Origin of the sequence: Actinoplanes sp. KI2 (assembly GCF_025630775.1) — a bacterium.
GTDB lineage: Bacteria > Actinomycetota > Actinomycetes > Mycobacteriales > Micromonosporaceae > Actinoplanes.
Window position 1 is genome coordinate 32877 of record NZ_JAOSZE010000027.1, and the last position, 24192, is coordinate 57068.

Below are 24192 nucleotides of genomic sequence, written 5' to 3' on the forward strand. Positions count from 1 at the left end.
GACCTGCGGAAAACCGTGGAGCCGGTGGTCCGACTCCATTTGACCAGTCTGATAGACGACATTGTCAAAATCGCGCAGGCGGCCCCCGAAAAGACATTGTCGACAATCTGTTCGCCGATCTCGTCGGCGGTCGGGATCGAATACGTGTACGGCCTGGAGTCCATCAACAAAAAGATCGCCCTCGCGGTCGACTCCTCCCGGGCCGAGATATTGACCGCCCAGCCCGGCGGTCCGCGGTCGCCCGCCGTGCTGGAGGCCGCGCTGAACACCGTGCGCGCCCGGCTGGCCGCCGGGGTCCGGATGCGCACGCTCTACCAGCACTCCACCCGGTTCGACGAGCCGACGAAGAACTACGCGCGCGCCGTCATCGAGCTCGGCGTCGAACTGCGCACCCTCGACGAGTTCTTCGAGCGGCTGGTCATCGTCGACGCGGACACCGCGTTCCTGCCGGCCGCCGCCGACCGCACCACCGCCCTCCAGATCACCGAGCCGGCCCTGGTCCGCTTCCTGCGCGATCTGTTCGACCGCACCTGGGAGCGGGCCGCGGCGTTCCCGTTCCGGCCCAACCGGGCCAGGGACGCGGCGCCCGAGATCATGCCGGAGATCCGGCAGGCGATCCGGCGGCTGCTCATCGAGGGCCACGCCGACAAGACGATCGGTCGCCGGCTGGGCATCAGCGAGCGGACCATCACGGCGCACGTGGCCAGCCTGCGGGAGGGTGTCGGGGCCACCAACCGCCTGCAGCTCGGCTACCGGCTGGCGCTCGAGGATCTGCGCACGAACTAGCATCGGACACCCACGGCGTTGCGCAGCATCACCTGCGGGTCGGCGGCCCGGTCCGGGTCGAGCTCGGCGGCGTCGGCGATCAGCCGGCGGCCCTGCACCAGGTCGCGCGGGCGGTCCACGGCCAGGATCGCGTCCAGCCGGCTGCCGGTCAGCCACAGCGCCGCCCAGGACGGGTCGGCCGGGTCGCCGCGCAGCACCATCCGGTCGGCGCCGCGGTGGTGGCCGGCGTACTGGACCATCCGGCCGAACTGCTCCGACCAGAAGTACGGCGGCGCGTCGTAGACCGCTTCCCGGCCGAGCAGGGTCGCGGCCGCCACCTCGGGCGCGTCCTTGGCCAGGGTCCAGTGCTCGGCCGGCAGCCGGCAGCCGAAGCGGCGGGACCACCAGGCCGCGCAGTCCCCGGCCGCGACCACCTCGGGCCGGCTGGTCCGCATCGCGCCGTCGACCAGCAGCCCGCGCTCGACCGCGAGGCCCGAGCCGGCCAGCCAGCCGACGTCGGGCCGTACCCCGACCGCGGCGATCACCACGTCGGCCGGCATCTCGCCGCCGACCAGGGCGAGCCCGCCGTCCTCGACGGCCGCCACCCTGATGCCACAGCGCAGCTCGACGCCCGCCTCGGCATACCATCCGGTGGTCAGCGCTCCGGCCGCCGAGCCGAGTGCACCGGCCAGCGGCGCGTCGGCCGCCTCGACCACGGTCACCCGGCAGCCCCGGCCGGCGGCCACCGTCGCCACCTCGGCGCCGATGAAGCCGGCGCCGACGATCACCACCCGGGCGCCGGCGCGCAGCTCCGGCGCCAGCGCGCGGCAGTCGTCCAGGGTGCGCACCACGTGTTGCGCCCCGGGGCCGGGCAGGCGGATCGGGCTCGCGCCGGTGGCGACGGCCAGTCCGTCGAACGGCAGCGGGCCGCCGGTGGTGTGCAGCGTGCCGCCCGGCCGGTCGGCGTGCAGGGCCAGCGACTCGGCTCGCCGGCCAAGCAGGACCTCGCAGTCGAGCTGCGCCCAATCGGCCGGCAGCTCGACGGGGCCGGACTCACCGGCCAGCACGGCCTTGGAGAGCGGCGGCCGATCGTACGGCCGATGCGGCTCCGCCCCGACCAGCGTGAGCGTGCCCGCGAAGCCCTGGTTGCGCAGCTCCTGGACCGTGCGCAGGCCGGCCAGGCCGGCGCCGGCCACCACGATGTTCCGCATCGTCGATACCTCTACTCTCGTGCCAGGCCGTCGGCGGCGGCGATCGACCGTGCCATGGCCACCTTCACCGGGGTGCCGAGGCGCTCGGCCGCGGCCACCACGTCCTCGTACTCGGGCTGGACGTTGACCACCCGCCGGCCGGACCGGGCGATCTTGACGCGGACCCCGGTGCCGTCCAGGTCGACCGTGCTGATCTCGCGGGCGAGCTCGCGCTTGGCGACCGGGTACTCGCGGGTGCCGATGGTCGACGTCTCGGTGACGATCGTTTCCCGGACGGCCGGGACCAGCGACGCCGGGCACAGCGCGGAGAGGGTGTGCGCCGGACGGCCCTTCTTCATCAGGATCGGGGTGAGCCAGGCGTCGGACGCGCCGGCCTCCAGCAGCCGGGCCAGCACGTGCGGCCAGATCCGCGGGTCGAGATCGTCCACGTTGGCGTCGATCACCACGGCCGGCGACCCGGCGTCGGCACCGGGCAGCCCGGCGCCCAGCACGACGCGCACCACGTTGGCGATCGCCGGGTGATCGCGGGTGCCGGCGCCGACACCGACACCGCGCAGCTCCATCCGGGGCAGGTCGCCCCAGCCCGAGCAGAGGGACAGGATCAGCGCGGCCCCGGTCGGCGTGGTCATCTCCTGCCGGAAGCCGCCCGAGCCGGCCGGGGCGCCCTGATCGGCGAGCAGGCGCAGCACCGCGGGCGCCGGGACCGGCAGCTCGCCGTGTGCCGTGCGCACCCGGCCGGCGCCCAGTACCAGTGGTGTCGCGGTGGCCGCGCCGATGGCCAGCTCGTGGTGGGCGGCGCAGACGCCGACCACGTCGGCGATGGCGTCCAGCGCGCCGACCTCGTGGAAGTGCACGTCGTCGACCGGCACCCCGTGCACGGCGGCCTCGGCCCGGGCCAGCCGGGTGAAGACCGCCAGCGCCCGATCGCGGACGGGATCGGGCAGGTCCGCCTCGACCAGCCGGGCGCGGATCGCCCGCCAGGTGCGGTGCGGCTGGTCGGCGACGGTGTCGACGTGCGCCTTGCGGGCGGACAGGCCGGCCCGCACCACGGTGTCGACCCGGATGGTGACGCTGCCGGGGACGACCGCGTCGACCGCACGCTGCACCGCCGCCAGCGGCGCCCCGGCATCCAGCAGCGCGCCGAGCAGCATGTCGCCGGATGCGCCGGACGAACAGTCGAACCAGGCCATGGTGGTCATGTGCGCGCCACCACCCGGCGGATCATCCGGGCCGCCGCCACGGCCGCGCCGAAGCCGTTGTCGATGTTGCACACGGTGACGCCGGGCCCGCACGAGTTGAGCATGGCGAGCAGCGCGGCCACGCCGCCGAAGCTGCTGCCGTAGCCGACGCTGGTGGGCACCGCCAGTACCGGCGTGGCGACCAGGCCGGCGACCACGCTGGGCAGGGCGCCGTCCATGCCGGCCACCACGATCAGGCAGTCGGCGGCGTCCAGCTCGTCGCGCACGGCGAGGACCCGGTGGATGCCGGCCACCCCGACGTCGCGCACCATCGTGGTGTCGCAGCCGAACTCGGTGGCCACGAACGCGGCCTCCCGGGCGACCGGCTCGTCGGAGGTTCCGGCCGTGACCACCAGGACCCGGCCGGCCGGCTCGGCGGGGTCGCCGATCGCGACGCAGCGGGCGACCGGGTCGATCCGGCCGTCCGGGAAGGCGCGGGCCACGCTCTCCAGCGCCGCGTCGGGCAGCCGGGTGGCGACCGCGGAGCGCCGGCCGGGCTGCCGGGCGAGCGCGTCCAGCAGCGCCACCGTCTGCTCCGGGGTCTTGCCGGCCCCGAAGATCACCTCCGGGTCGCCGGTGCGCACGCCTCGGCCGGTGTCCAGGCGGGCGAAACCCAGATCCCGGGTCGCCGCGCCGGCCAGCGCGCCGAGCGCCCGGCCGGGGGTCAGCTCGCCGCCCGCGACCTGCCGCAGCAGGGCCAGGGTCTCGTCACGATCCATCGGCCTGTGCCTTTCCGATCAGGTTGAGATAGCCGCTGCGGAAGCCCGCCGGGTCGACGTCGACCGCCTCGAAACCGGCCGCGCGCACCGCGTCCAGCGCCGCCGGGCAGGCCCGGACGGCGGCGACGACCGGCCCGTCGACCTGGATCAGGGCCTGCCGGCCGAGGTCGCGCACGCGCAGGTCGTACGAGTCGATGCCGGCCGACCGCAGGACGGCGCGCAGCGCGGTCTCGGCCGCGTCCACCCGGGCCAGTCGCTCCCGGGTGATCGGCACGCCGTACGCGACGCGGCTGGACAGGCACGGCGAGGCCGGCTTGTCCCAGAAGGTCAGTCCCCAGCCGCGGGCGGCCGCGCGCACCTGCTTCTTGGTCAGCCCCGCGTCGGCCAGCGGGGTGAGCGCGCCGAGCCGGGCCGCCGCCCGGATCCCGGGCCGGAACCGGTCGGCCAGGTCGTCGGCGTTGGTGCCGGTGGCGACGTGCGCCAGGCCGTGCCCGGTCGCGTGGTCGCGCAGCCGGGTGATCAGCTCGTCCTTGCAGAACCAGCACCGGGACCGGGAATTCTCCCGGTATCCGGCCGTGGCCAGCTCGTCGGTGTCCACGAAGACGTGCGGGGCGCCCAGCTCGGCGGCGATCCGGCGGACCGCCTCGCGCTCGTCGTTCGCCAGGCTCGGCGAGTTGCCGGTGGCGGCCACGACCGCGGCCGGGCCGAGGGCACGGATCGCGGCCGCCACCAGCAGGGCGGAGTCGGCTCCGCCGGAGAAGGCGACCAGCACCGAGCCCAGACCGGCAAGCTGCCGATGCAGGGCGTCGAGGCGGTCCGCCAGCAGGTCGGTCATTCCAGGTCCAGGGCGAGGGCGGTCGTCATGACGCGCAGCTTGGCGCAGGTCTCGGCGTACTCGGCGTCCGGATCCGAGCCGGCGACCAGGCCGCAGCCGGCGTAGAGCGTGGCCGCGTCGCCGTCCAGCAGCGCCGAGCGGATGGCCACCGCGAACTGGCCCTGTCCGGCGCAGTCGGCCCAGCCGACCACGCCCGCGTACCAGCTGCGGTCCAGCCCCTCGTGGGCGGCCAGCCAGTTCAGCGCCGCCTCGCGCGGGTGGCCGCCGAGCGCCGGCGTCGGGTGCAGCCGGTCGACGAAGTCCAGCACCTGGGCCGTGGCGTGGTCGGCCAGCCGGCCGCGCACCTGGGTGGCCAGATGCTGCACGTTCGCCAGCCGCAGCACCCGCGGGGACTCGACGGAGACGTCGGCGCACGCCTCGCGCAGCGCGTCGGCCAGCATCCGGACGACCACGTCGTGCTCGTGCCGCAGCTTCGGGCTGGCCGCCAGCTCGCGGGCCAGCGCTTCGTCCTGCTCCGGCGTCGCGCCGCGCGGCATGGTGCCGGCCAGGCCCAGGGCGTGCACGGTCCGGTCGCCGACCCGCACCAGATACTCCGGTGTGGACCCGAGGAACGTACGCCCGCCGTGGTCCACCGCGAACAGGGTGGTGCCCGGGCCGGCCTGGCGCAGCCGGCGCACCACCGCCGGCACGTCGAACGGCTCGGACGCGATCACCCGCAGCTCGCGGGCGAGCACGACCTTCTCGAAGTCGCCGGCGTCGATCCGGTCGGTCGCGTGCCGGACCAGCTTCTTCCAATCGTCGGCCGAGGGCAGCTCGGTCCGTGTGTACGTGCGCGGGCCGGCCACCGCGACCGGTTCTTCGCCCGCTACCGGCAGGCAGTCGTCGGCCAGGCGGGCCAGCTCGTCGGCCACCTGCTCGGCGTCGGCGTCCGGGGTGAGCAGCGCGTTGAGTGCCAGCCGGGCCGGCACCGGGAACTCGCCGGCGGCGGCGTCGGTGACCGTGCTGCGGATCTGCAGGGCGGGCACCCAGAGCAGGGCGTCCGGGAGTCGTCCGGCGCAGGCCGGGTCACCCGGGCGGAACGCGAACCCGCCGATCGCCAGCGGGCCGTCCCCGGCGCCGGTGCCGCCGCTGACCACCTCCCGGGCCAGCGCCGTCCAGTCGTCGCGGACCTTGGCGATCCGGCCGTCGCCGGTGGCCCGCAGGTCGTGCGCCGTGCCGAGGGCGACGATCGAACCCTGGTCCCAGGCCGACTGCCAGAGCATCGAGCGCTCGACCGCGCCCCGGGCCCGGCTCCAGACCGCGACCGGGTCGCCGACGTACAGCGGCTTCGCCCAGCTGGCCAGCACCGGCTTGCGCAGCCGGCGGGCCCGCTCGGCCGCCCGGCGGCAGGTGGCCACCAGGCTGTCCCGGTCGATCCGCCCGAGCAGCGGAATGAACAGCGGCGGCGCCGTCACCGTCATGGTCAGTACACCCCCTCGACCGCGGGCGCGCTGCCGGCGGCGTTCAGCGGCTGCACGTCGGCGAGGCCGTCCTGCGGGTACCTGCCGGCCGGCGGGATCCGCACGACGGCGTCGCGCTCCAAGGTCCAGGGCAGGAACAGGTCACGGGAGACCAGGCTGACCTTGACCTGGCCGCGCTCGCCGTACGCAATCTCGGTGTCGGGCTTCTCCGGGTCGACGACGCGGACCCGGCTGAACGGGTGGAACGGGACGAAGACGCAGCTCTCGTCGGCGGTCTCGCGGGGGCGCTGCGGCGCGATGCCCATCATGGTGTTGCCGTAGAGGCCGACCACGGCCGCGTCCGGGAACACCTCCTGCTCGAACGCGCGCAGCGTCTCCGGGCTCACGCTGGTGCCGGCCCAGATGATGCCGCGCACCTTGCGCTGCACCAGATCGAGCAGCCGCGGGTCGGCGGCCAGCGCCTCCAGCACCGGCGGCGTGGCGAACATGACCGACACCGGCTGCGTGGTCAGGACGTCCTCGGCCTGGGCCAGGATGTGCTTGACGTAGCGGCGGACCTCGTCCGTGCGGCCCTGCTTCGCGATCGACTTGACCCAGCGCGGGTCGAAGTCGAGGTAGTGGCAGAACGTGCCGCGCAGGTGGGCCAGGATGCCGATCGACCGGCCGACGATGTGCGGCCCGCTCGGGCCGATGTGCAGCCAGTGACCGCCGCCCTCGCCCGGGAACCGGTGCTCGGCGAGCACGTCGCTGACCCAGTGCACGCCGTTGCGCCGCGACCGCGACTCCACGATGCGCTTGGGCCGGCCGGTGGTGCCGCCGCTGTCGAACACCTGGAAATCCCAGCCCTCGCGGGAGATCCCGGCCGGCACCAGGGCGTCGACGGAGAGGTCCCGCCATTCCTCGCCGACGTCCGGGAACAGGTCGAGGTCGTCCCAGGTGCGCACGTCGGTGAGCGGGTTGAAGTCGAGTTCGGCGGCGCGCTTCACCCAGTACGGCGACCCGGTCGACGGCGAGAAGTGCCACTGCATGGCGGCGGCCAGGAACTCGTCGGGTGGCAGGTCGGCGGTGAACGGCTCGGCGGTGGAGTCCAGCATGGATTGCCTCCGGAATCGGATCAGGCGGTGGTTTTGGGTCAGACCGTCGTCAGCGACGGCGCGAGCTTGGCCCCGGGCTTGGCCCCGAGCGACCGGCCGACCGCGTGGACGACCGGACGGAGCCGGCCCATCAGCGCCGCGAACTGCTCGCCGCTGAGCGCCTGGAATCCGTCGCACATCGCGTTCCGGGCGTCGGTGTGCACGTCGATGATCAGGCCGTCGGCGCCGCAGGCGGCCGCGGCCAGCGACATCGGGCCGACCAGGTGCGGCTGGCCGGTGCTGTGGCTGGGGTCGACGATCACCGGCAGGTGGGTCAGCCGCTTCACCTCGGCCACCGCGCTCAGGTCGAGCGTGAACCGGGTGCTGCGGTCGAAGCTGCGGATGCCGCGCTCACACAGGACGACGTCGCCGTTGCCCATGTGCATGAGGTATTCGGCCGCGTGCAGCCACTCGTCGATGGTGGCGGCCATGCCCCGCTTGAGCAGCACCGGGCGCCCGGCCGCGCCGGCCGCCCGGAGCAGGTCGAAGTTCTGCATGTTGCGGGTGCCGATCTGGAGCATGTCGCACTCCTGCGCGACGACCTCCACGTCCTTCGGCGTGACCACCTCGGTGACGACCTGCAGGCCGGTGCGGGTGCGCTGCTCGGCGAGCAGGGCCAGACCGGCCACGCCCAGGCCCTGGAAGCTGTACGGCGAGGTGCGCGGCTTGAACGCGCCACCGCGCAGCATGACCGCGCCGGCCTCGTGGACCGCGTCGGCGGCGGCGCTCATCTGGGCGCTGCTCTCCACGGCGCACGGGCCGGCGATCACCACGAACTCGGGGCCACCGAACGTGGCCGGGCCGACCGGGACGCGGGTGTCCTCGGCCCGGAAGGCGCGGGTGGTCAGGCGGTGCGACCCGGAGATCTGCACGACCCGGGCGACGTTCGGCGCGGCGGTGACGACGGCGACCGTTTCAGCGTCGGCGGACTCGGCGGTCACGAGCATGGTGGCGTCGCCGAGCGACACCGCCACCGGCGTCATGCCCCGGCCCCGGACGGCCTCGCTGACGGCGTCGATCTGGTTCCGGGTCGCGGACGGATGAAATACGACGATCACTGCTGCACCTTCCGTTGGTGGGCGGCCGGCGTTCGCGTTACCGGGATCCGAGTGCGATGAAGTCCCAGCCGACATCGGCACGGACGCGCTGCGCGGCGGCCTGCTGGCCGGCCAGGAAACCGGCGACCGCGAGCGTGGCGATCAACCCGATACCGATCATGAGTAGCGATCCGACCCGAGTTCTGCGGATGTCCATTTTGTAACCCCCAGTTCATTCCGGCTGCATTTCGTGAAATGCGGTTGCGCGCTCTGTTTTGAAAAGCGTCGCCGCACGGCTTTCCCTCAAGACGATTACTTCGCCGTGACCGCTTCAGGCTTGCAGGTGATTTATGGCGCTGCCACTGCGCGGACGGCTCGGGTTTCCGCGTTGCCGGAAGGCGGGCCGTTTACCGTTCTGCTTCACCACTCTTTCGGCCAATAGTCCATTTTGTCCGGCCCGGTTTAGGGCTGTTCGCCCGCAGGTCACAGTGGCCACGCCCGCGCTATCGGCGGGGGCTGTCTATCGGCCGCCGCCGCAATAGCAAGTAAGTTTCCCGACACGCCGAGGCGTATTAACCGACAGCGCCCATCGATGTATCGACACTCCTGTATCGGTCTATCAGAAAACCGGGCATCGGCCATTCGGCGGACGCCGGAGTCGCCGATCGTCCGCCATTTCGATACATCCATTTAGACGGTGTTCAATGGAACGGCTATCCGGCGCCGCGGGCGGTACTGTGTCGGATATCGAAGCAGCGAGAGGGGCGGGACGGGCGATGGCGATGTCCAGGCCGGGGCAACCGGTACGCGGATCGAGCACCGGGCGACCCCTCATGGCCGCCCTCGATCTGTTCGGGCGCCGCTGGAACCTCCGCGTCATCTGGGAACTGCGGCACGGGCCGGTCGGCTTCCGCACGTTGCAGCAGCGCTGCGACAACATGTCCTCCAGCGTCCTGCGGCAGCGGCTGACCGAACTGCTCGACGCCCGCCTCGTGGCGCAGCAGCCGGACACCGCCTACGCGCTCACCGACCTCGGCCGCGGCGCCTACCAGGCATTGCGCCCGCTCGTCCGCTGGTCCGACGGGTGGGCGTCCGCCCTGCGCGAGGACGACGAGGCCGGACCCCTCCGGCCGCCGGCCTGACCTCTCCGGTCGCGGCCCTGACCCCGCTCGTCGCCGCTATGGCGCTTCGGATTCAGAATCGGTAGGGTGCTTCTGAATCCGAATCACACGGAGGGTCGCCATGGCTCGCATTCCAGCGCTCGAACCGCCCTTCACCTCCGACGTCGAAGCCCAGCTCGCCGCGATGATGCCGGCCGGCGTACCCCCCATCGGTCTGTTCCGGACGTTCGCGCGGAACCTGCCGATGACCGTCGCGATGAGCCACTGGGGCAGGTATGAACTCGGCCGCCAGCTGTCCCTGACGCTCCGCGAGCGGGAGATCGTCATCCTGCGCACCTGCGCGCGCTGCCGCTGCGAGTACGAATGGGGCGTCCACCTCATGGTGTTCGCCGACCGCGCCGGACTCACCCCGGACCAGGTCACCTCGCTCACCGGCGGATCCCCCGACGACCCGTGCTGGACGGCCGGCCGGGAAGTCCTGCTCATCCGGATGGTGGACGCCCTGCACGACTCGTCCGACGTCGGCGACGACCTGTGGCGGTCGGCGCAGGAGCTGCTCGACGAGAGGCAACTGCTCGACGTGACGCTGCTGTGCGGGTGGTACCACGCGGTCTGCTTCGCCGCTCGCGCCGCCCGCGTCGATCTGGAGCCCGGCGCGCCCCGCTTCGCCGACGCGAAGGCCGCCTGAGCTTCACCTCACCGGTGGCCGGCGTAGACGGCCTGGTCGCCGAGCTCCTCCTCGATGCGAATCAGCTGGTTGTACTTGGCGGTGCGGTCCGCGCGGGACAGCGAGCCGGTCTTGATCTGGCCGCAGCCGAGCCCGACGGCGAGGTCGGCGATCGTGGTGTCCTCGGTCTCGCCGGAGCGGTGCGAGATCACCACCCGGTAGCCGGCCCGGTGCGCGGTGTCGACCGTGCGGAGGGTCTCGGTCACGGTGCCGATCTGGTTGACCTTGACGAGGATCGCGTTGGCGTAGCCGCCCTCGATGCCGTCGCGCAGCCGGTCGGCGTCGGTGCAGAAGACGTCGTCGCCGACCAGCTGGAGCCGGTCGCCGACCTCGGCCGTGAGCTGCCTCCAGCCGGTGAAGTCGTCCTCGGCCATCGGGTCCTCGATGGACGTGATCGGGTATCGGCCGGCCAGATCCTTCAGGTACGCGATGTGCTGCGCCGCCGTGCGGGTGCGGCCCTCCCCGGCGTACGCGTAAACGCCGTCGCGGAAGAACTCGGAGCTGGCCGGGTCGAGGCAGATGGTGAGGTCGATGCCGGGCCGGTAACCGGTCTCCTCGATCGCCCGCACGACGAACTCGAGCGCCTCGTCGGCGGTCGTGAAGTTCGGCGCGAAGCCGCCCTCGTCGCCGACATTGGTGCTGTGCCCGGCCGCCGCCAGCGAGCGGCGCAGCGTGTGGAACACCTCCGAGCCCATCCGGACGGCCTCGGCGAACGAGGTCGCGCCGACCGGAGCGATCATGAACTCCTGGAAGTCGAGCGGGTTGTCGGCGTGCGCGCCGCCGTTGACGATGTTCATCATCGGCACCGGCAGCAGGCGGGCGCCGACCCCGCCGACATACCGGTACAGCGGTTGGCGGTGGGCGAGCGCCGCGGCCTTCACGGTCGCGAGGGAGACGCCGAGGAGGGCGTTGGCGCCCAGGCGGCCCTTGTCCTTCGTGCCGTCCAGCTCGATCAGCGTGCGGTCGACGCGGGCCTGGTCCTCCGCGTCCAATCCGGTCACCGCGCCGGCGATCTCCCCGTTGACCGCGGTGACAGCCTTGCCGACGCCCTTGCCGTGGAACCGTGCGGGGTCGCCGTCGCGCAGCTCGACCGCCTCGTTAGCCCCGGTCGACGCCCCGGACGGCACGGCGGCCCGCCCGGTCGAGCCGTCCGCGAGAACCACGTCGACCTCGACGGTCGGGTTGCCCCGGCTGTCGAGGATCTGCCGCCCGATCACCCGGCTGATCGCCGTCATCGCGTACTCCCTGCTCCCGTGGTGTTTGCCGGGGTCAGACTGGCACGGATCGGGACCCTTGCCGACGCGAGAAGGAACACCTTGACCCGCACCCCGACGTACGGATGTAAGGTCCCGGCCGTCGGCGGTCAGGTCGCGTGGTCGTGGCGCGCCACGCCTGCCCGGCCGGGGCCGGTCGGCCGGTGCTGCCGGCGGAGGACCTCCAGGTCGTGGTGGCTGATCTGGCGTCCGGGCAGGGTCGTGCCGGGAACCGCGCGCAGTCCGTCCATCAGCACGGTGAAGAGCCGGCGGACGGCCATGTCGCCGAGCTCGTCGTCGGCGGGCGGGAGCAGCCTGGTCACCAGGGCCAGGGCGAGCACGAGGTCACCGGGGCCGACGTCCGGCCGGATGGCGCCGAGGTGCTGAGCGCGCTGCAGCAGCCGGTCGAGGACGGCGGTCGCCGCGGCGCGGTGCTCGGTGACCGACGGTTCGATGGCCGGCGGTTCGGTGACCGGCGGTTCGGTGACCGGCGGTTCGGTGGCCGGCGGTTCGGTGGCGGACGGTTCGGTGGCGGGCGGCGGGTCGTGGGCGTCCGGCGTCGCGGCACCGTGGTCGGCCAGCGCGGCCGCGGCGATGCCGAGGCGCAGGTCGAGAACGTAGGTCATCAGGGTGGTGAGTGCCGTGGCCGGATCGGGCTCGTCGCGCTCCACCCGGCGGGCCACCTCGGCCAGCTGGGTGAAGTTGTCCAGGGTGACCGCCTTGATCAGCTGCTCGCGGTCGGGAAAGCGCCGGTAGAGCGTGCCGACGCCCACCCCGGCCGCCCGCGCGATGTCCTCCATCGGGACGTCGGTGCCGAGCCGGAGGAAAAGTGTCCGGGCCGCCTGGATGATCTGCTCCCGGTTACGCCGAGCGTCGGCGCGTAACGGGGCCGGCGCGGCCTGCTTGTCCTGCACTTTCGACCCCCTTGACCTGGCCTGGAGTATCGCACTGCGCCCCGCGGGAGGTCCGTGGTCGAACGGTCAGTAGTGGACGGAAAACGTCCGGTTGGCTAGTCTCGGAGTAAGTGGAGGAATTCCGTCCGGATGTTCGGGGGAGTCGTCATGACCGGAACCGTTCCTGCCGAATTCCCGCTCGCGCGCCGCTGCCCCTTCGCCGAGCCGATCAACGCCGAGCCGTCCCTGCGCGGTGCCGAGTCGCGGCGCGGTGCCGAGCCGCGACTCGGCGCCAAAACCGAGCCCGATCAGGCTCTGCCGGGCGGGGCAACGGGGCGAGCCCCGATCAGCCGAGTAAGACTCACCGGCGGCAGCGAGGCCTGGTGGGTCGCGGGCTGGCAGGAGGCCCGCTCGGTGCTGGCCGACCCCCGGTTCTCCTCGGACCGGCGACGGGAGGGCTTCCCGCTGTTCACCGCCGACCAGGAGGCCCGCAAGCGCCTCCGCAGCCAGCCGATCGCCATGATCGGCATGGATGGCGCCGAACATGCCGAGTCCCGGCGCGCGGTGATCTCCGAGTTCACCGTCAAGCGGATCGCCGCGATGCGGCCACGGATCCAGGAGATCGTCGACGGATTCATCGACGACCTGCTGGCCGCCGAGCAGCACCCGGTCGACCTCGTCCAGGCGCTGTCGCTGCCGGTGCCCTCGCTGGTGATCTGCGAGCTGCTCGGCGCGCCCTACACCGACCACGACTTCTTCCAGAGCCGCACCTCGGCGATGCTGCGCATGGGCACCGCTCCCGACGAGCGGCAGCGGCTCGCCGACGAGCTGCGGTCCTACATCGACGACCTGATCACCGCCAAGGAGAGCGAGCCCGCCGACGATCTGTTCAGCCGGCAGATCGCGCGGCAGCGCCAGGCCGGCGAGCTCGACCACGACGGCCTGGTCGGCCTGGCGTTCCTGCTGCTGATCGCCGGCCACGAGACCACCGCGAACATGATCTCGCTGGGCGTCCTGGCCCTGCTGGAGCATCCGGACCAGCTGGCGATGATCACGGCCGACCCGGCCCGGACCCCGATGGCGGTCGAGGAGCTGCTGCGCTATTTCAGCATCGCCGACGCGGTCACCGCCCGGGTCGCCACCGAGGACGTCTCCGTCGGCGGGGTGACCATCAAGGCCGACGACGGCGTCCTGGTCTCGGGCCTGTCGGCGGACTGGGATCCGGCCGTCTTCGACGACCCCGCCGCGCTCGCCGTCGAGCGCGGGGCACGGCACCACCTCGCCTTCGGCTACGGCCCGCACCAGTGCCTCGGCCAGAACCTGGCCCGGCTCGAGCTGGAGATCGTCTTCAACACCCTCTTCCGCCGCATCCCCGGCCTGCGCCTCGCCGTACCGGTCGACCAGGTCCCGCTCAAGACCGACGCCGGCATCTACGGCGCGTACGAGCTGCCGGTCACCTGGTAGGGGGAGGACACCGTGCGGATCAAGGCGGATCGGGATGTCTGCATCGGCGCCGGGCAGTGCGTGCTGACCGAACCGGCCGTCTTCGAGCAGGACGACGACGGCATCGTCGTCCTGCTCACCGATCAGCCCGACGACCAGGTCGCCGAGGCCGTCCGCGACGCGGTCGACCTCTGCCCGTCACACGCTCTCTCCATCGACCAGGAGTGAGCTGACGATGCGCCGGCGGAGCTCGTCGTGGCGGGGCGCGAGCGCGGCCTCGGGTCCATAGAACTCGTCCGGGTCGTAGAGCCAGACCGGCCGGCCGACGTGCTCCGATCTCTCCCACTCATAGCGCGGGAACAGATGCGCGTGCAGGTACGCGTCGGTGTTGCCGAGGATCTCGTAGTTCATCCGCCGGAACCCGGCATCGGTGGCCCGGCAGGCCGCCTCCACCGCCTGGCCCAGCGTGTCCATGCTGTCGAGGAACTCCAGGCGCTGCCTTTTCGGCAGGTCGGTGAGCCGATCGATGCTCGGGTCGTCCACCAGCAGCACGCAGTAGCCCGGGAGGAACTGCGTGTCGCCCATGACGGCGAACGACTGCGGCAGCTTGGCCAGCAGCGTGGGGTTGGTCCCGGCGCGCGCGGACCCGATGCGGTCCGACTTCCATGTTTCGGTCACCTGAACCATCAAACACGGCGCCGCGACCGGGTGGCCGCGGCGCCGCGAAATGGCTATGACGCCGTGAAGGTGTAGCTGCCCGAGCCGAGCGTGAACACCGCCGTCCCGTTGGTGTACCCCTGCGGGACGGCCTCCGCCGGGGCGGTCACCGCGGCCGCGGACGACGCCGGCACGCGGACCGTCGCGGTGGCGTTCGGCGGGACGACCAGCTGGAGTGTCAGTGTGGCTCCGCTCTTCGTCCAGTTCGCGCCGGTCCCGCCGTACGCGGTGGAAAGCGAGGACGACGCGGCCGTGAGCGAACCGCCCGGCCGGGGTGCGATGAGCACCTGGTGGTAGCCCGGCGTCGCCGGGGCGACGCCGCCGACGGTGCGGTAGAGCCAGTCGCCGACCGAGCCGAGCCCGTAGTGGTTGAAGGAGTTCATGCCCGGGTCCTGCAGCGTGCCGTCGGTCCTGATGCCGTCCCAGCGCTCCCAGATCGTGGTCGCGCCGCGCGAGATCATGTAGCCCCACCCGGGGTAGTCCGGTTGCTGCAGGATCCGGTACGCGGTGTCGGCGTGCCCGTGGTCGGCGAGCACCGGCAGCAGGTTCTCCACGCCCATGAAGCCGACCGTGAGGTGCCCGTTGCGGGCGTCGACCGCGGCCGCGAGCCTGTCCGCGACCGCCTGCTGCCGGCTCGCCGGCACCAGCCCGAACGCGAGCGCCAGCACATAGCCGGTCTGGCTGCCGGAGCCGACCGTCCCGTCCGCCGCCACGAACCTGGTGGTGAAGGCCGCCGCAATCTGGTCGGCGAGCGTCCCGTAGGTGCTCGCCTCGGCGGTGCGCCCGGTCGCCGCCGCCATCCGCGACAGCAGCCGTGCCGACCAGCCGAAGTAGGCGGTGCTGGTCAGGTCGTTGGCGGTGCCGTCGTTGACGTTCAACCAGTCGCCGTAGGTGTCCTGGTTGCGGATCAGGTCGCTGCCGGCGGTGGACCTGAGGTAGTCGACGTACTTCTGCATCGCCGCGAAGTGGGTGTCCGCGACGGACAGATCGCCGTACCGCTGCCAGACGGTGTACGGCACGATGACGCCCGCGTCCGCCCAGCCGGCCTTGCCCGACCCGCTGATCACGGCCGGTGCGACGTCGGTGAACGCGCCGTTCGGCTGCTGCGCGTCGACCATGTCGTCGGCGAACTTGCTGAGCAGCCCGTGCGTGTCGAAGGCGAACGTCGAGGTCGCGCTGAACGCCGCGATGTCGCCGGTCCAGCCGAGCCGCTCGTCGCGCTGCGGGCAGTCGGTCGGGATCGACAGCAGGTTGGAGCGGGCGCCCCAGAGGATGTTGCGCGCGAGCTGGTTGACCATCGCGTTGCTGCTGGTGAACGTGCCGGTGGCGGCGCCGTTGGTCCAGGCCGCCTCGCCGGTGATGCTGTCCGCGGCCGGTGTGCCGGGGAAGCCGGTCAGCTCGACGTACCGGTAACCGTGCACGGTGAAGTGCGGCTCGAACACCTCCGGCGCGCCCGTCCCGGCCAGCGTGAACGTGTCGGTGGCCTGGGCGGCCCGCAGGTTCGCGGTATAGAGCGTGCCGTCCGCATTGAGGATCTCGCCGTGCCGCAGCGTGACCTTCGTGCCGGCCGGGCCGGTCACCTTCAGTCGGTCCCAGCCGGCGAAGTTCTGCCCGAGGTCGGCGATCCAGACGCCCGGGGTGGGCTGGGTGATCGCCACCGGGTGCAGCTCCTGCTGCACGGTGACACCCGGGTCGACCTGGGCGACCAGATTCGGCAGCGCGCCGGCGCGGACGGTCACCGGGGGGCCGGAGCCGGCCGGGATCCGGGCGTCCTGGTCCTCGCCCATGTACAGGTCGTCGGCGACGACCGTGCTCGCGGTCGCCGTCCACGTGCCGTCGGTGGTGACGCTGCCGCTCGTGCCGTCGGCGTACTGGATCGACAGCCGCGCGGAGTACCAGGGCGAGGCGCCGTAGAGCCGGCTGCCGGCGAAGCCGACGTTGCCGGAGTACCAGCCGTTGCCGACCAGCGCGCCGACCGTGTTCGTGCCCTGCTTGAGCAGCGCGGTGACGTCGTACGTGCGGTATTGCAGGCGCTTGGTGTAGTCGGTCCAGCCCGGGGCGAGTCGCTCGGGGCCGACCTTCGTGCCGTTGAGGTAGGTCTCGTGCAGCCCGAGCGCGGTGGCGAACAGCCGGGCCCGGGCGATCGGCTTACCAATGCCGAAAACCTTGCTGAGGTACGGCGTGGGCTGCGGGACGCTGACCTGGCTGCCCCACGGCCCGGCGCCGAGCGCGGCGGTGACCTGGGCGGCGGGCCAGGCGTCGTCGTTGAAGCCGGGCTGTTGCCAGCCGGCGGGGGCGGTTTGCTGCGCCTTCCAGGATCCGTCGGTGACGACCGTGGTGCTGCCCTGGGTGAGCTTGGCGATCACGCTCGCCGGGCCCGCGCTGGTGTTGGTCGCGGCGATCGCGAGCGTGTTCGTGCCGGTGCGGGCCGCGGCGCTGACGTCCACGCTGGTCGCCCGCTTCCACGAGTCGGCGACCCGGCGGGAGCTGCTGACCTGCACCCCGTTGAGCCACACGTCCGCGGTGTCGTCCCCGGTCACCACCAGTCTCGTCGCGCTCGTGCCGGTCAGCGTGAAGCCGCGGCGGAAGTACCTGGTCGCGGCCGGCGCGGTGGTGGCCGGGTCGCCCTCGGGATACCAGATCCACTGGGCGCCGGTCAGGCTCGCGGTCACCGGCGCGCCGATGAAGCTCGCCTGCCACTCGGCGGCCGGGTTGAACAGGCCGGTGTCGAAGGTGGCGTCGGCGCTCCACGGGCTCGGGCGGCCCTGCGCGTCCCAGATCCGGACCCGCCAGTGGTAGGTGTGGTCGCTCTGCAGACTCGGGCCGCCGTAGCCGACGTCGACGCTCTGGCCGCTCGCGACCTGGCCGCTGTCCCAGACGTCGGCCTGGTTCGCCGCGGTGCCGACGGCGATCTGGTAGCGGCCCTGCACCAGGCCGGGCGTCGGGCCGGCCAGCCGCCAGCCGAAGCGGGGTTTCGGCGCGTCGATGCCGACCGGCCCGGCCTGCCGCTCGGTGGTCAGGCCGGCCACCGTGGCCGGCGAGGCGGCGCCGGGATCGGGTGCGGCGACGTTGCCGGCCCACGGCCCGCTGCCGTACGCCGCGAGGTCCTTGGCGGTCACCCAGGTTTCCGGTACGCCGTTGGCCGCCTGCCACTGCCCGTCGGTGACCAGATCGGTGGTGCCACCGGCGGCGGTGACGTGCAGGTGGCCGAGCAGACCGGCGGGGCCGGCGCTGGTGTTGCGCACGGCGATCCGCAGGGTGTTGTTGCCGGCCCTCAGCGCACCGGCGAGGTCGAGGTACCGGGCCTGCTTCCACGCGTCGGTCACGCGCGGGGAGCCGGCGAGATAGGTGTCGTTGAGCCAGACGTCGACCGTGTCGTCCCCGGTCACGACCAGCTGGGCGTCGGTGTAGGGCCCGGCCGGGGCAGTGAAATCCCGGCGTAGGTAGCGGGTGGCGGCCGGGGCGGCGGTGGTCGGGTCGCCCTCGGGATACCAGATCCAGTGCGCGGCATCGAGCGTCACCGGGGTGGTGACGAGGCTTTGCCGCGGGGCCGGCGGCGTGGCGCTGCTCTGCCGCAGGGCCGGCCCCGCGGCGCTTGCCGGGCCGGCGGTGGCGAGGACGGTGACGGTGGCGATGAGGGCGGCGAGCAGTTTTTGGGCGCGGGGGAGCGCAGATGCGGTCATGCGTTTCTCCTGGGTCTCCTCGGTGAGCGAAAGGAGCTTCGGGCGGCGTCTCGGGGATTTAAACGTTTCAATCCGCCCTGCTCAAGAGCCTATGCCCGGTCCGAGATCCACTCAAGACACATCGACAACCGTGCACGTTCGTGCCGAGTTGACGGCCCGGTTTGCCGCTCGGTGTCAGCTTGCCGGGAATGGGTAACTCGTGGGGATGCGGTGTGGTACTGCGCCTGGAGACGACGCTTCGCCCGGGATAACCCGGCGCATCGTCCGCCTGTTCGTGCTGCTCGGCGTCGCCGCCGCGGCGTATCTCGCGCTGAGCCTTTTCGATCATTCGGCGTGGGCCGACCCCGGGTCGAACGGTCAGTCTGTCGATCCGGTCGCCTCGGTGAAGGCCGCGGTCGCCGGTGCCGAGAAGGCCGCCCCGACATCGGAGTTGACCATTCCGAAGCCGACCGCTTCGCAGGCCCGACCGCATCGGATCCACCGGCCGACGATCAAGAAGAAGGAGATCGCCCGGCAGGTGCGGCTCCGGACGTCGAAGCCCCGCCACCTCCCGTCCCATGCGGTGCGAGAGGTTGTCCGAGCCACCGCATCCTCGGCTCAGACGGTCGTCGTCCGGCGGATGTTGCCGACCCCCGCCCGGCTCCCGTCCATGCCGAAGGTCGCCCCGCTGCCTCATCTGCCTCGGCCCGAGTTCCCCGCCTTGCCGCCGTCGGTCTCGTGGCCGCGGTCGCCTGGGCTGCCGCCGGTACCGACCCTGGCTATCGCGTCACCCAGCGCTTCGGTATCGCACGTGCCGGGCATGCCGCCGGTGTGGCCGCAGTCGCCGGCCCTCGCGCAGACGCCGGGGCTGTCCCTCGCGCAGGCGCCAGTGCTGTCCCTCGCGCAGACGCCTGGGCTGTCCCTCGCGCGGACGCCTGGGCCGGCCGGACTGACCGAGCCGCCGACGGCATCGGCTCAACCGCGCACGGTGCCGCTTCCGGCACCTCCTCGGCAGCCGGCCGACCGGTCGACTCCCACCGAACAAGCACGCGACCCCGGTGGCGGCAACGGACCGGCGATGGCCACCGCGCCGTCGTCATGGCGGCCCGAGGTGGCGGCCGGCGGCCGTCGCGTGGTCACCGATCTCATCGCCCGTGGACGTACCGTCCGCTACGCGGGCCCTCCCAGCTGAACCAACTCCCGCAGGGATCCGGAAAGCCGGCCGGCGCATCAGTCCGGCCGGAGAAGCTTTGACCCTGGCTGGGAGGCCATCGTGATCCGCGTACTGCTCGTCGAACCCATGAATCTGCTCCGCGGCGCCCTGACCGCGACGTTGTCTCTGGAAGAGGACTTCGAGGTGGTCGCCGACCTGGGCGCCCTCGACCCGGCGCCGGACATGGCCCGTGCGGTGTCGCCGGACGTGGCCGTGGTCAACGTCGCGCTGCTGACCGGCGACGGCCTGAACACGATCGCCCGGCTCACCGCCGAGCAGCCCGATTGCGCCGTCCTGGCGCTGGCCCGCCCGGACGAGTCGGCGCTGCTCAGCCGGGCGTTCGAGCTCGGCATCGGCGGCGTTGTCGGCACCCAGGCCGCCCCTTGTGAACTGGTCCGCGGCATCCGCCGGCTCGCCCGGGGCGAGCGGGTCATCGACGCGAGCCTGGCCGTGGCGATGGTCGCGGCGCCGCGCAGTCCACTGTCGCAGCGCGAGCTCAGCGTGTTGAGCGTGGCCGCGTCCGGCGTGCCCTCCACGGAGGTCGCCGCCGAGTTGCACCTGAGCACCGGCACCGTGCGCAACTACATCTCGGCGATCCTCCGCAAGACCGGCGCTCGTAATCGCCTGGAGGCGGTCCGCCTCGCCGAGGGCGCCGGCTGGCTCTGACGGCCGGCTCCCGCGACGCCTACCTGGCCGGCGGGTCTCGTGACGCCGGCCCGACGAGGGCCGATCCATCACGGGCGACGCAGCCGCACCTGGCGGGGTGCGGCTGCGTCGCCGTGATGAATCGGCCGTCGCCGAACGTGTCAGAGCCCGCCGAGCAGAGCCAGGATGGCGTTGAGGAGCGCGGCCAGTCCACCCGCGGTGGGGGTGCCGTCGAGCAGGTGCGTGATCGCGCACAACAGGTTACCGAGCAGGTTGCCCGGCGCCTGCACCGCGGTGATCACCAGGTGCACCTGGTTCAGGTCGACCACCAGGCCGAGCAGGTCGAGGTGCAGCGGCCCGAGGACCAGGTTCAGCACCTGACACGTCGCTGCGGCGACCGCCACCGGCATGCTGACGGTCTGGGTGACGGTGCCGATGGCGGCGCCGGACGAGTCGCGGACCGTACCGGTCAGCACGCCGGTGGCCAGCAGGTTTCCGTTCCGCGACGAGAACGCCGTCGGGGTGAAGGTGCCGGCGAAGGAGCCGTTGTCGGCCGTGCCGGTGATCGGTGTGGCGAGCGCAGTCACGGGCGGCGCGGCCGCCGGGGCACTCGGCGCGGCACTGGCCACACCCGCACCCGCGAAGCTGAGTCCCATCGCCGCGAGCAATGCTACGACGATCATCGATAGCCGTTGCCGATGTGTCATTGTTCCTCCTGCCGATGATGTCCGTCTGGCTTCCGTTGTCATCGACAAGCCTCGTTGCCGGCGCGAGCTCAACCCAGTGAGCGCTGTCATCGGCTGACGGTGAGTGGCGTCAGGGGGATCGCTGACAATAGTCATGTTCGGACCGAAACTTTGTCTCGCCGTCGGCCGGACCGGATAGATACTCGATTGGTGATACGGGAGAACTTCCGGGAGTACCTGGATCAACTGCTGCGCGAGGGCTACAGCGTGCGGCACGACGAACACCTGTCCGATCCTGACCTGATCGATCCCGGGGGCAATCCGGTGGAGACCTGGCGCGAGGACTACCCCTACGACGAGCGGCTCGACCGTGACCTCTACGAGCAGGAGAAATATCAACTGCAGATCGAGCTGCTGAAGTTCCAGAACTGGGCCCAGGACACCGGCACCAAGCACGTGATCCTGTTCGAGGGGCGCGACGCCGCCGGCAAGGGCGGCACCATCAAGCGGTTCATGGAGCATCTCAACCCGCGGGCCGCCCGGGTCGTCGCGCTGACCAAACCCACCGAGACGGAGCTCGGCCAGTGGTATTTCCACCGGTACGTCGCGCAGCTGCCGACCGCCGGGGAGATCGTGCTGTTCGACCGATCCTGGTACAACCGGGCGGGCGTGGAGCGGGTGATGGGCTTCGTCACCGATCACGACTACGAGATCTTCCTCCGGCAGGCTCCGCTGTTCGAGCGCATGTTGATCGAAAGCGGCTTCACCCTGACCAAGTTGTGGTTCTCCGTCGCACAGTCCGAGCAGCGCACCCGGTTCGCGATCCGGCAGATCGACCCGGTCCGCCGATGGAAACTCTCGGCGATGGACATCGAGTCCCTCGACCGGTGGGACGACTACACCACCGCCAAGGAGGCGATGATCGAGCACACGGACACCGATCACGCGCCGTGGACCTCGATCAAGAGCAACGACAAGAAGCGTGCCCGGATCAACGCGATGCGATTCTTCCTGCACCAGCACGACTATGCGGACAAGGACCCGTCGGTGGTCTTCGCGCCGGATCCGTTGCTGGTCCAGCGCGGCCGCGACTCCATCAAGGACTGACCCGAGCGGGTGTGCCCGCGCACCGCGCCGACCTGCGATCATGCGGACCGGTTGTTACGGTCGGTTCGACCGATCGGCAGGCATCGGGAAGCGGGAATGACGGAGACGGCTCGGCCGGCCACGCGGGACACCGGGGCAGCACCCACGGCGTCCGCCGGCTGGGCTGCCCGTACGCTGCTGCGGCTCGCGCTGGTGGCGGCCGCCGGAGTCGCGGGATACCTGCTCTTGGCCATGTTCTCGCCCGCCGCCCAGGCGTCGACGGCCCAGGCCGGCGGACCGGCCGGCCCCGCTCGACCGTCGGACGCGCTCCCCGGCGTCCTGGCCGGCGCCGGTGTGCACGTCCCGTCCATCCGGGTCGGTGTGCACGCCCCGTCCATCCGGGTCGGTGTGCACGCCCCGTCCATCCGGGCTGGTGTGCACGCCCCGTCCATCCGGGCCCGGGTCGCCGACAGCGCGGCGGCCACGAACAACGCACACACAAGCAAGATGCGGCCCGTTGACGCCCATGACGAAAGGCCCGCAGCCCGCGTCGGAAAGACCGCTGCGCGCCAACTCCCTGCTGCCCGGCCGCCGGTCGGCATACTTCGGCGCCTCGTCGGCGCCGTCCCATCGCGGATCGACGCTCCGGCGGCGGTGGACGTCCCAGATGTGGTCGCCGTCGTCACCTCGCTGCCGGGCGACCTTGCACCCACCGTCGACGCCGTGACCCCCGTCGTGGCCGATCCGGCGCCGCCGCTGGGAATTCCCGGCGTCGGCAAGATTCTTGCGGTCGGGGCCGCTCCGGAGCCGGCGGGGCCCGCGCCGGCCCCGCCGGCGCCTCTCCGTGCCGTGGCTGGCGTGCGGGATGCCGGACCCGCCGCGGCGAGCACCGCCGGTGCGGGACTGTCCGCGGCGGACCCTGTTCCGAGGTCCGGCCCGGCCCCGATGTCCGGCCTGGCTCCGATGTCCGGCCCGCCCCGGCTTGCGGGCGACACCGACCCGGCCCGGCCGGCCGGACACGGCGCGCAGGGCCGACGCGCCGCCGCCCGGGCCGGCGCCGGTCGGGATTCGCCCGGGCCGGTGGGGTCCTCCGGTGTCGGTGCGGCCGTGCCGGGCGGCGCGCTCGGCTCCCGCTCGCGCTCCGACGGGCCGCCGCCCGTCTCGCTCGCCCGGCAGAACCTGCTCCGGCCCGTCGGTGCCCGTCCCGTACCGCTGTCGGCCGACCGCATTCCTCCCGGCCGGTGGCCGGATGTCCGCCCACCGCCCGGCTAGCGCCGTTGTCGACCCCGCGCGCCGGGCCGCCTCGGCCGCGGAGCAGCCGCTCCGGCGCGTCCTCGAGCCACAGCGCCGAGCCGTCCGCGCACCCCGCAGGGTCGATCCTCGCAGCACCTGTCATGTCCATCGGACGCCGTCGCGGCACGACCGCCGGCGGTGATCCCGGCATGCCCCGTCGGGTCACAGCGAACGCACCCGGACGGGACGCGAGGGAGCAGCGGTGATTCGCACGATGATCGTGTCGAACCATGCCCTGATACGTGAAGCACTGTGTCTGATCTTGTCCTTGGACGGCTTGGAGGTGAGCGGCGCATCCGGCAGCGAGCAGGAGGTGCTGGTGGCCGCCCGGGCGGCCAACACCGAAGTCGCCGTGGTCGACCTGGATCCGCCTGGCCGGCACGGCCTGCGCACCGTTCGGCTGCTGGTCAAGGAACTGCCGGCGATCGCAACGGTGGCGCTGAGCGCGCAGCAGACGCCCGGCGTGCTCCGCGGGGCGCTGGCCGCGGGCGCACGTGGCTTCGCCAGCCGGGACGACGCACCGAACGAACTGGCCGAGACCGTGCGCCGGGTGGCCCGGGGTGACCTGGTGATCCACCCGGCGACGGCGATGGCCGCGCTGGCGGCCATCGAGAATCCCCTGTCGGCGCGGGAGCGTGAGGTGTTGCGCCTCGCCGGCCAAGGGCTGCCCTGCCGGGAGATCGCGGCCCGGCTGTTCCTGAGCAAGGGCACCGTCCGTAATTACCTTTCCGACGCGATACGCAAGATGGAGTGCACGAACCGGCTGCAGGCGGCCCGCCGTGCGGAAGAGGAGGGCTGGTTGTAGGCCTGGCCGGCGGCCCGCGGCCTGGTCCGCGGGCCGCCGCAGGCCTTTGATCGACGAGCATTGCACCGATCGCTGTCATAGTGTGGCGTCCACATCGGATCACCCAGTGTTTAGACTTCGCAGCGCTGCGTATTCGCCAGATGGGGGTGACGGCGTGATTAGCGTGCTGCTGGCCATGCCGGGCGGTCTGTTACGTGGGGCACTCCGGTTCGTCCTGTCCGCAGAGCCGGACATCGACGTGATCGCCGAG

At 72.4% G+C, this 24192-nt stretch carries 22 protein-coding genes; 9 read left to right on the plus strand and 13 right to left on the minus strand.

Annotated elements, in window-relative coordinates; all coding sequences use genetic code 11:
* The first annotated feature begins 144 nt into the window (after positions 1 to 144).
* Positions 145 to 786, plus strand: coding sequence for a LuxR C-terminal-related transcriptional regulator (locus ODJ79_RS27265; protein WP_263026448.1), 642 nt, complete (start codon positions 145 to 147; stop codon positions 784 to 786).
* Here ODJ79_RS27265 and ODJ79_RS27270 read toward each other — a convergent pair.
* The 8 genes from ODJ79_RS27270 to ODJ79_RS27305 are packed head-to-tail and all read right to left on the minus strand — an operon-like array spanning position 783 to position 8615.
* Positions 783 to 1976 (minus strand): NAD(P)/FAD-dependent oxidoreductase, encoded by a 1194-nt coding sequence (locus tag ODJ79_RS27270; protein ID WP_263026449.1) that lies wholly within the window; start codon positions 1974 to 1976, stop codon positions 783 to 785. The genes ODJ79_RS27265 and ODJ79_RS27270 overlap by 4 nt on opposite strands.
* Positions 1977 to 1987: 11 nt before the next feature.
* Positions 1988 to 3175, minus strand: coding sequence for a nickel pincer cofactor biosynthesis protein LarC (gene larC, locus ODJ79_RS27275; protein WP_263026450.1), 1188 nt, complete (start codon positions 3173 to 3175; stop codon positions 1988 to 1990).
* Positions 3172 to 3933, minus strand: a complete 762-nt coding sequence (gene larB, locus ODJ79_RS27280; RefSeq protein ID WP_263026451.1) for a nickel pincer cofactor biosynthesis protein LarB — start codon at positions 3931 to 3933, stop codon at positions 3172 to 3174. Before larB ends, larC begins: the two co-directional genes overlap by 4 nt.
* A complete protein-coding gene (gene larE / locus ODJ79_RS27285; RefSeq protein ID WP_263026452.1) occupies positions 3923 to 4768 on the minus strand; it encodes an ATP-dependent sacrificial sulfur transferase LarE in 846 nt (281 codons plus the stop codon). Before larE ends, larB begins: the two co-directional genes overlap by 11 nt.
* Positions 4765 to 6228 carry an isochorismate synthase MenF gene (locus ODJ79_RS27290; RefSeq protein ID WP_263026453.1) on the minus strand — a complete coding sequence of 488 codons (1464 nt, stop codon included), beginning with the start codon at positions 6226 to 6228 and terminating at the stop codon, positions 4765 to 4767. The genes larE and ODJ79_RS27290 overlap by 4 nt, the downstream gene beginning before the upstream one ends.
* 2 nt (positions 6229 to 6230) lie before the next feature.
* Positions 6231 to 7322 (minus strand): AMP-binding protein, encoded by a 1092-nt coding sequence (locus ODJ79_RS27295; protein WP_263026454.1) that lies wholly within the window; start codon positions 7320 to 7322, stop codon positions 6231 to 6233.
* 38 nt (positions 7323 to 7360) lie between these two features.
* A complete protein-coding gene (aroF, locus tag ODJ79_RS27300) occupies positions 7361 to 8419 on the minus strand; it encodes a 3-deoxy-7-phosphoheptulonate synthase (protein WP_263026455.1) in 1059 nt (352 codons plus the stop codon).
* Between the two features lie 37 nt (positions 8420 to 8456).
* A complete protein-coding gene (locus ODJ79_RS27305) occupies positions 8457 to 8615 on the minus strand; it encodes a hypothetical protein (RefSeq protein ID WP_263026456.1) in 159 nt (52 codons plus the stop codon).
* Positions 8616 to 9231: 616 nt separating this feature from the next.
* On the opposite strand from ODJ79_RS27305, the gene ODJ79_RS27310 reads away from it, so the two are divergent.
* Positions 9232 to 9540, plus strand: a complete 309-nt coding sequence (locus ODJ79_RS27310) for a winged helix-turn-helix transcriptional regulator (RefSeq protein WP_263026457.1) — start codon at positions 9232 to 9234, stop codon at positions 9538 to 9540.
* Between the two features lie 100 nt (positions 9541 to 9640).
* A complete protein-coding gene (locus ODJ79_RS27315; RefSeq protein ID WP_263026458.1) occupies positions 9641 to 10207 on the plus strand; it encodes a carboxymuconolactone decarboxylase family protein in 567 nt (188 codons plus the stop codon).
* Between the two features lie 8 nt (positions 10208 to 10215).
* Here the strand turns inward: ODJ79_RS27315 and eno are convergent, their stop codons facing one another.
* Complete coding sequence (eno, locus tag ODJ79_RS27320; RefSeq protein ID WP_263026459.1) at positions 10216 to 11481, minus strand: phosphopyruvate hydratase; 1266 nt, start codon at positions 11479 to 11481, stop codon at positions 10216 to 10218.
* Between the two features lie 128 nt (positions 11482 to 11609).
* Positions 11610 to 12413, minus strand: a complete 804-nt coding sequence (locus ODJ79_RS27325; protein WP_263026460.1) for a TetR/AcrR family transcriptional regulator — start codon at positions 12411 to 12413, stop codon at positions 11610 to 11612.
* Between the two features lie 147 nt (positions 12414 to 12560).
* On the opposite strand from ODJ79_RS27325, the gene ODJ79_RS27330 reads away from it, so the two are divergent.
* Both ODJ79_RS27330 and ODJ79_RS27335 read left to right on the plus strand, forming a co-directional pair.
* Positions 12561 to 13856 carry a cytochrome P450 gene (locus ODJ79_RS27330; protein ID WP_263026461.1) on the plus strand — a complete coding sequence of 432 codons (1296 nt, stop codon included), beginning with the start codon at positions 12561 to 12563 and terminating at the stop codon, positions 13854 to 13856.
* Between the two features lie 12 nt (positions 13857 to 13868).
* Positions 13869 to 14063 (plus strand): ferredoxin, encoded by a 195-nt coding sequence (locus ODJ79_RS27335; protein ID WP_263026462.1) that lies wholly within the window; start codon positions 13869 to 13871, stop codon positions 14061 to 14063.
* On the opposite strand, the gene ODJ79_RS27340 is transcribed toward ODJ79_RS27335, so the two are convergent.
* Together ODJ79_RS27340 and ODJ79_RS27345 are read right to left on the minus strand one after the other, a co-directional pair.
* On the minus strand, positions 14034 to 14513 hold the full coding sequence (locus tag ODJ79_RS27340; protein WP_263026463.1) for an HIT family protein: 480 nt from the start codon (positions 14511 to 14513) through the stop codon (positions 14034 to 14036). The genes ODJ79_RS27335 and ODJ79_RS27340 overlap by 30 nt on opposite strands.
* Before the next feature lie 53 nt (positions 14514 to 14566).
* Complete coding sequence (locus tag ODJ79_RS27345; protein WP_263026464.1) at positions 14567 to 18235, minus strand: alpha-L-rhamnosidase; 3669 nt, start codon at positions 18233 to 18235, stop codon at positions 14567 to 14569.
* A gap of 1252 nt (positions 18236 to 19487) precedes the next feature.
* Here ODJ79_RS27345 and ODJ79_RS27350 point away from each other — a divergent pair.
* Positions 19488 to 20093: a response regulator transcription factor gene (locus tag ODJ79_RS27350; RefSeq protein WP_263026465.1), complete on the plus strand. Its 606-nt coding sequence runs from the start codon at positions 19488 to 19490 to the stop codon at positions 20091 to 20093.
* Positions 20094 to 20233: 140 nt separating this feature from the next.
* On the opposite strand, the gene ODJ79_RS27355 is transcribed toward ODJ79_RS27350, so the two are convergent.
* Positions 20234 to 20755: a hypothetical protein gene (locus tag ODJ79_RS27355; protein WP_263026466.1), complete on the minus strand. Its 522-nt coding sequence runs from the start codon at positions 20753 to 20755 to the stop codon at positions 20234 to 20236.
* Between the two features lie 213 nt (positions 20756 to 20968).
* On the opposite strand from ODJ79_RS27355, the gene ppk2 reads away from it, so the two are divergent.
* From ppk2 to ODJ79_RS27370, 3 genes are all read left to right on the plus strand, one after another.
* Positions 20969 to 21865 carry a polyphosphate kinase 2 gene (ppk2, locus tag ODJ79_RS27360; protein ID WP_263026467.1) on the plus strand — a complete coding sequence of 299 codons (897 nt, stop codon included), beginning with the start codon at positions 20969 to 20971 and terminating at the stop codon, positions 21863 to 21865.
* 96 nt (positions 21866 to 21961) lie between these two features.
* On the plus strand, positions 21962 to 23116 hold the full coding sequence (locus ODJ79_RS27365; RefSeq protein WP_263026468.1) for a hypothetical protein: 1155 nt from the start codon (positions 21962 to 21964) through the stop codon (positions 23114 to 23116).
* Positions 23117 to 23351: 235 nt separating this feature from the next.
* Positions 23352 to 23942 (plus strand): response regulator transcription factor, encoded by a 591-nt coding sequence (locus tag ODJ79_RS27370; RefSeq protein WP_263026564.1) that lies wholly within the window; start codon positions 23352 to 23354, stop codon positions 23940 to 23942.
* Positions 23943 to 24192: the final 250 nt, after the last annotated feature.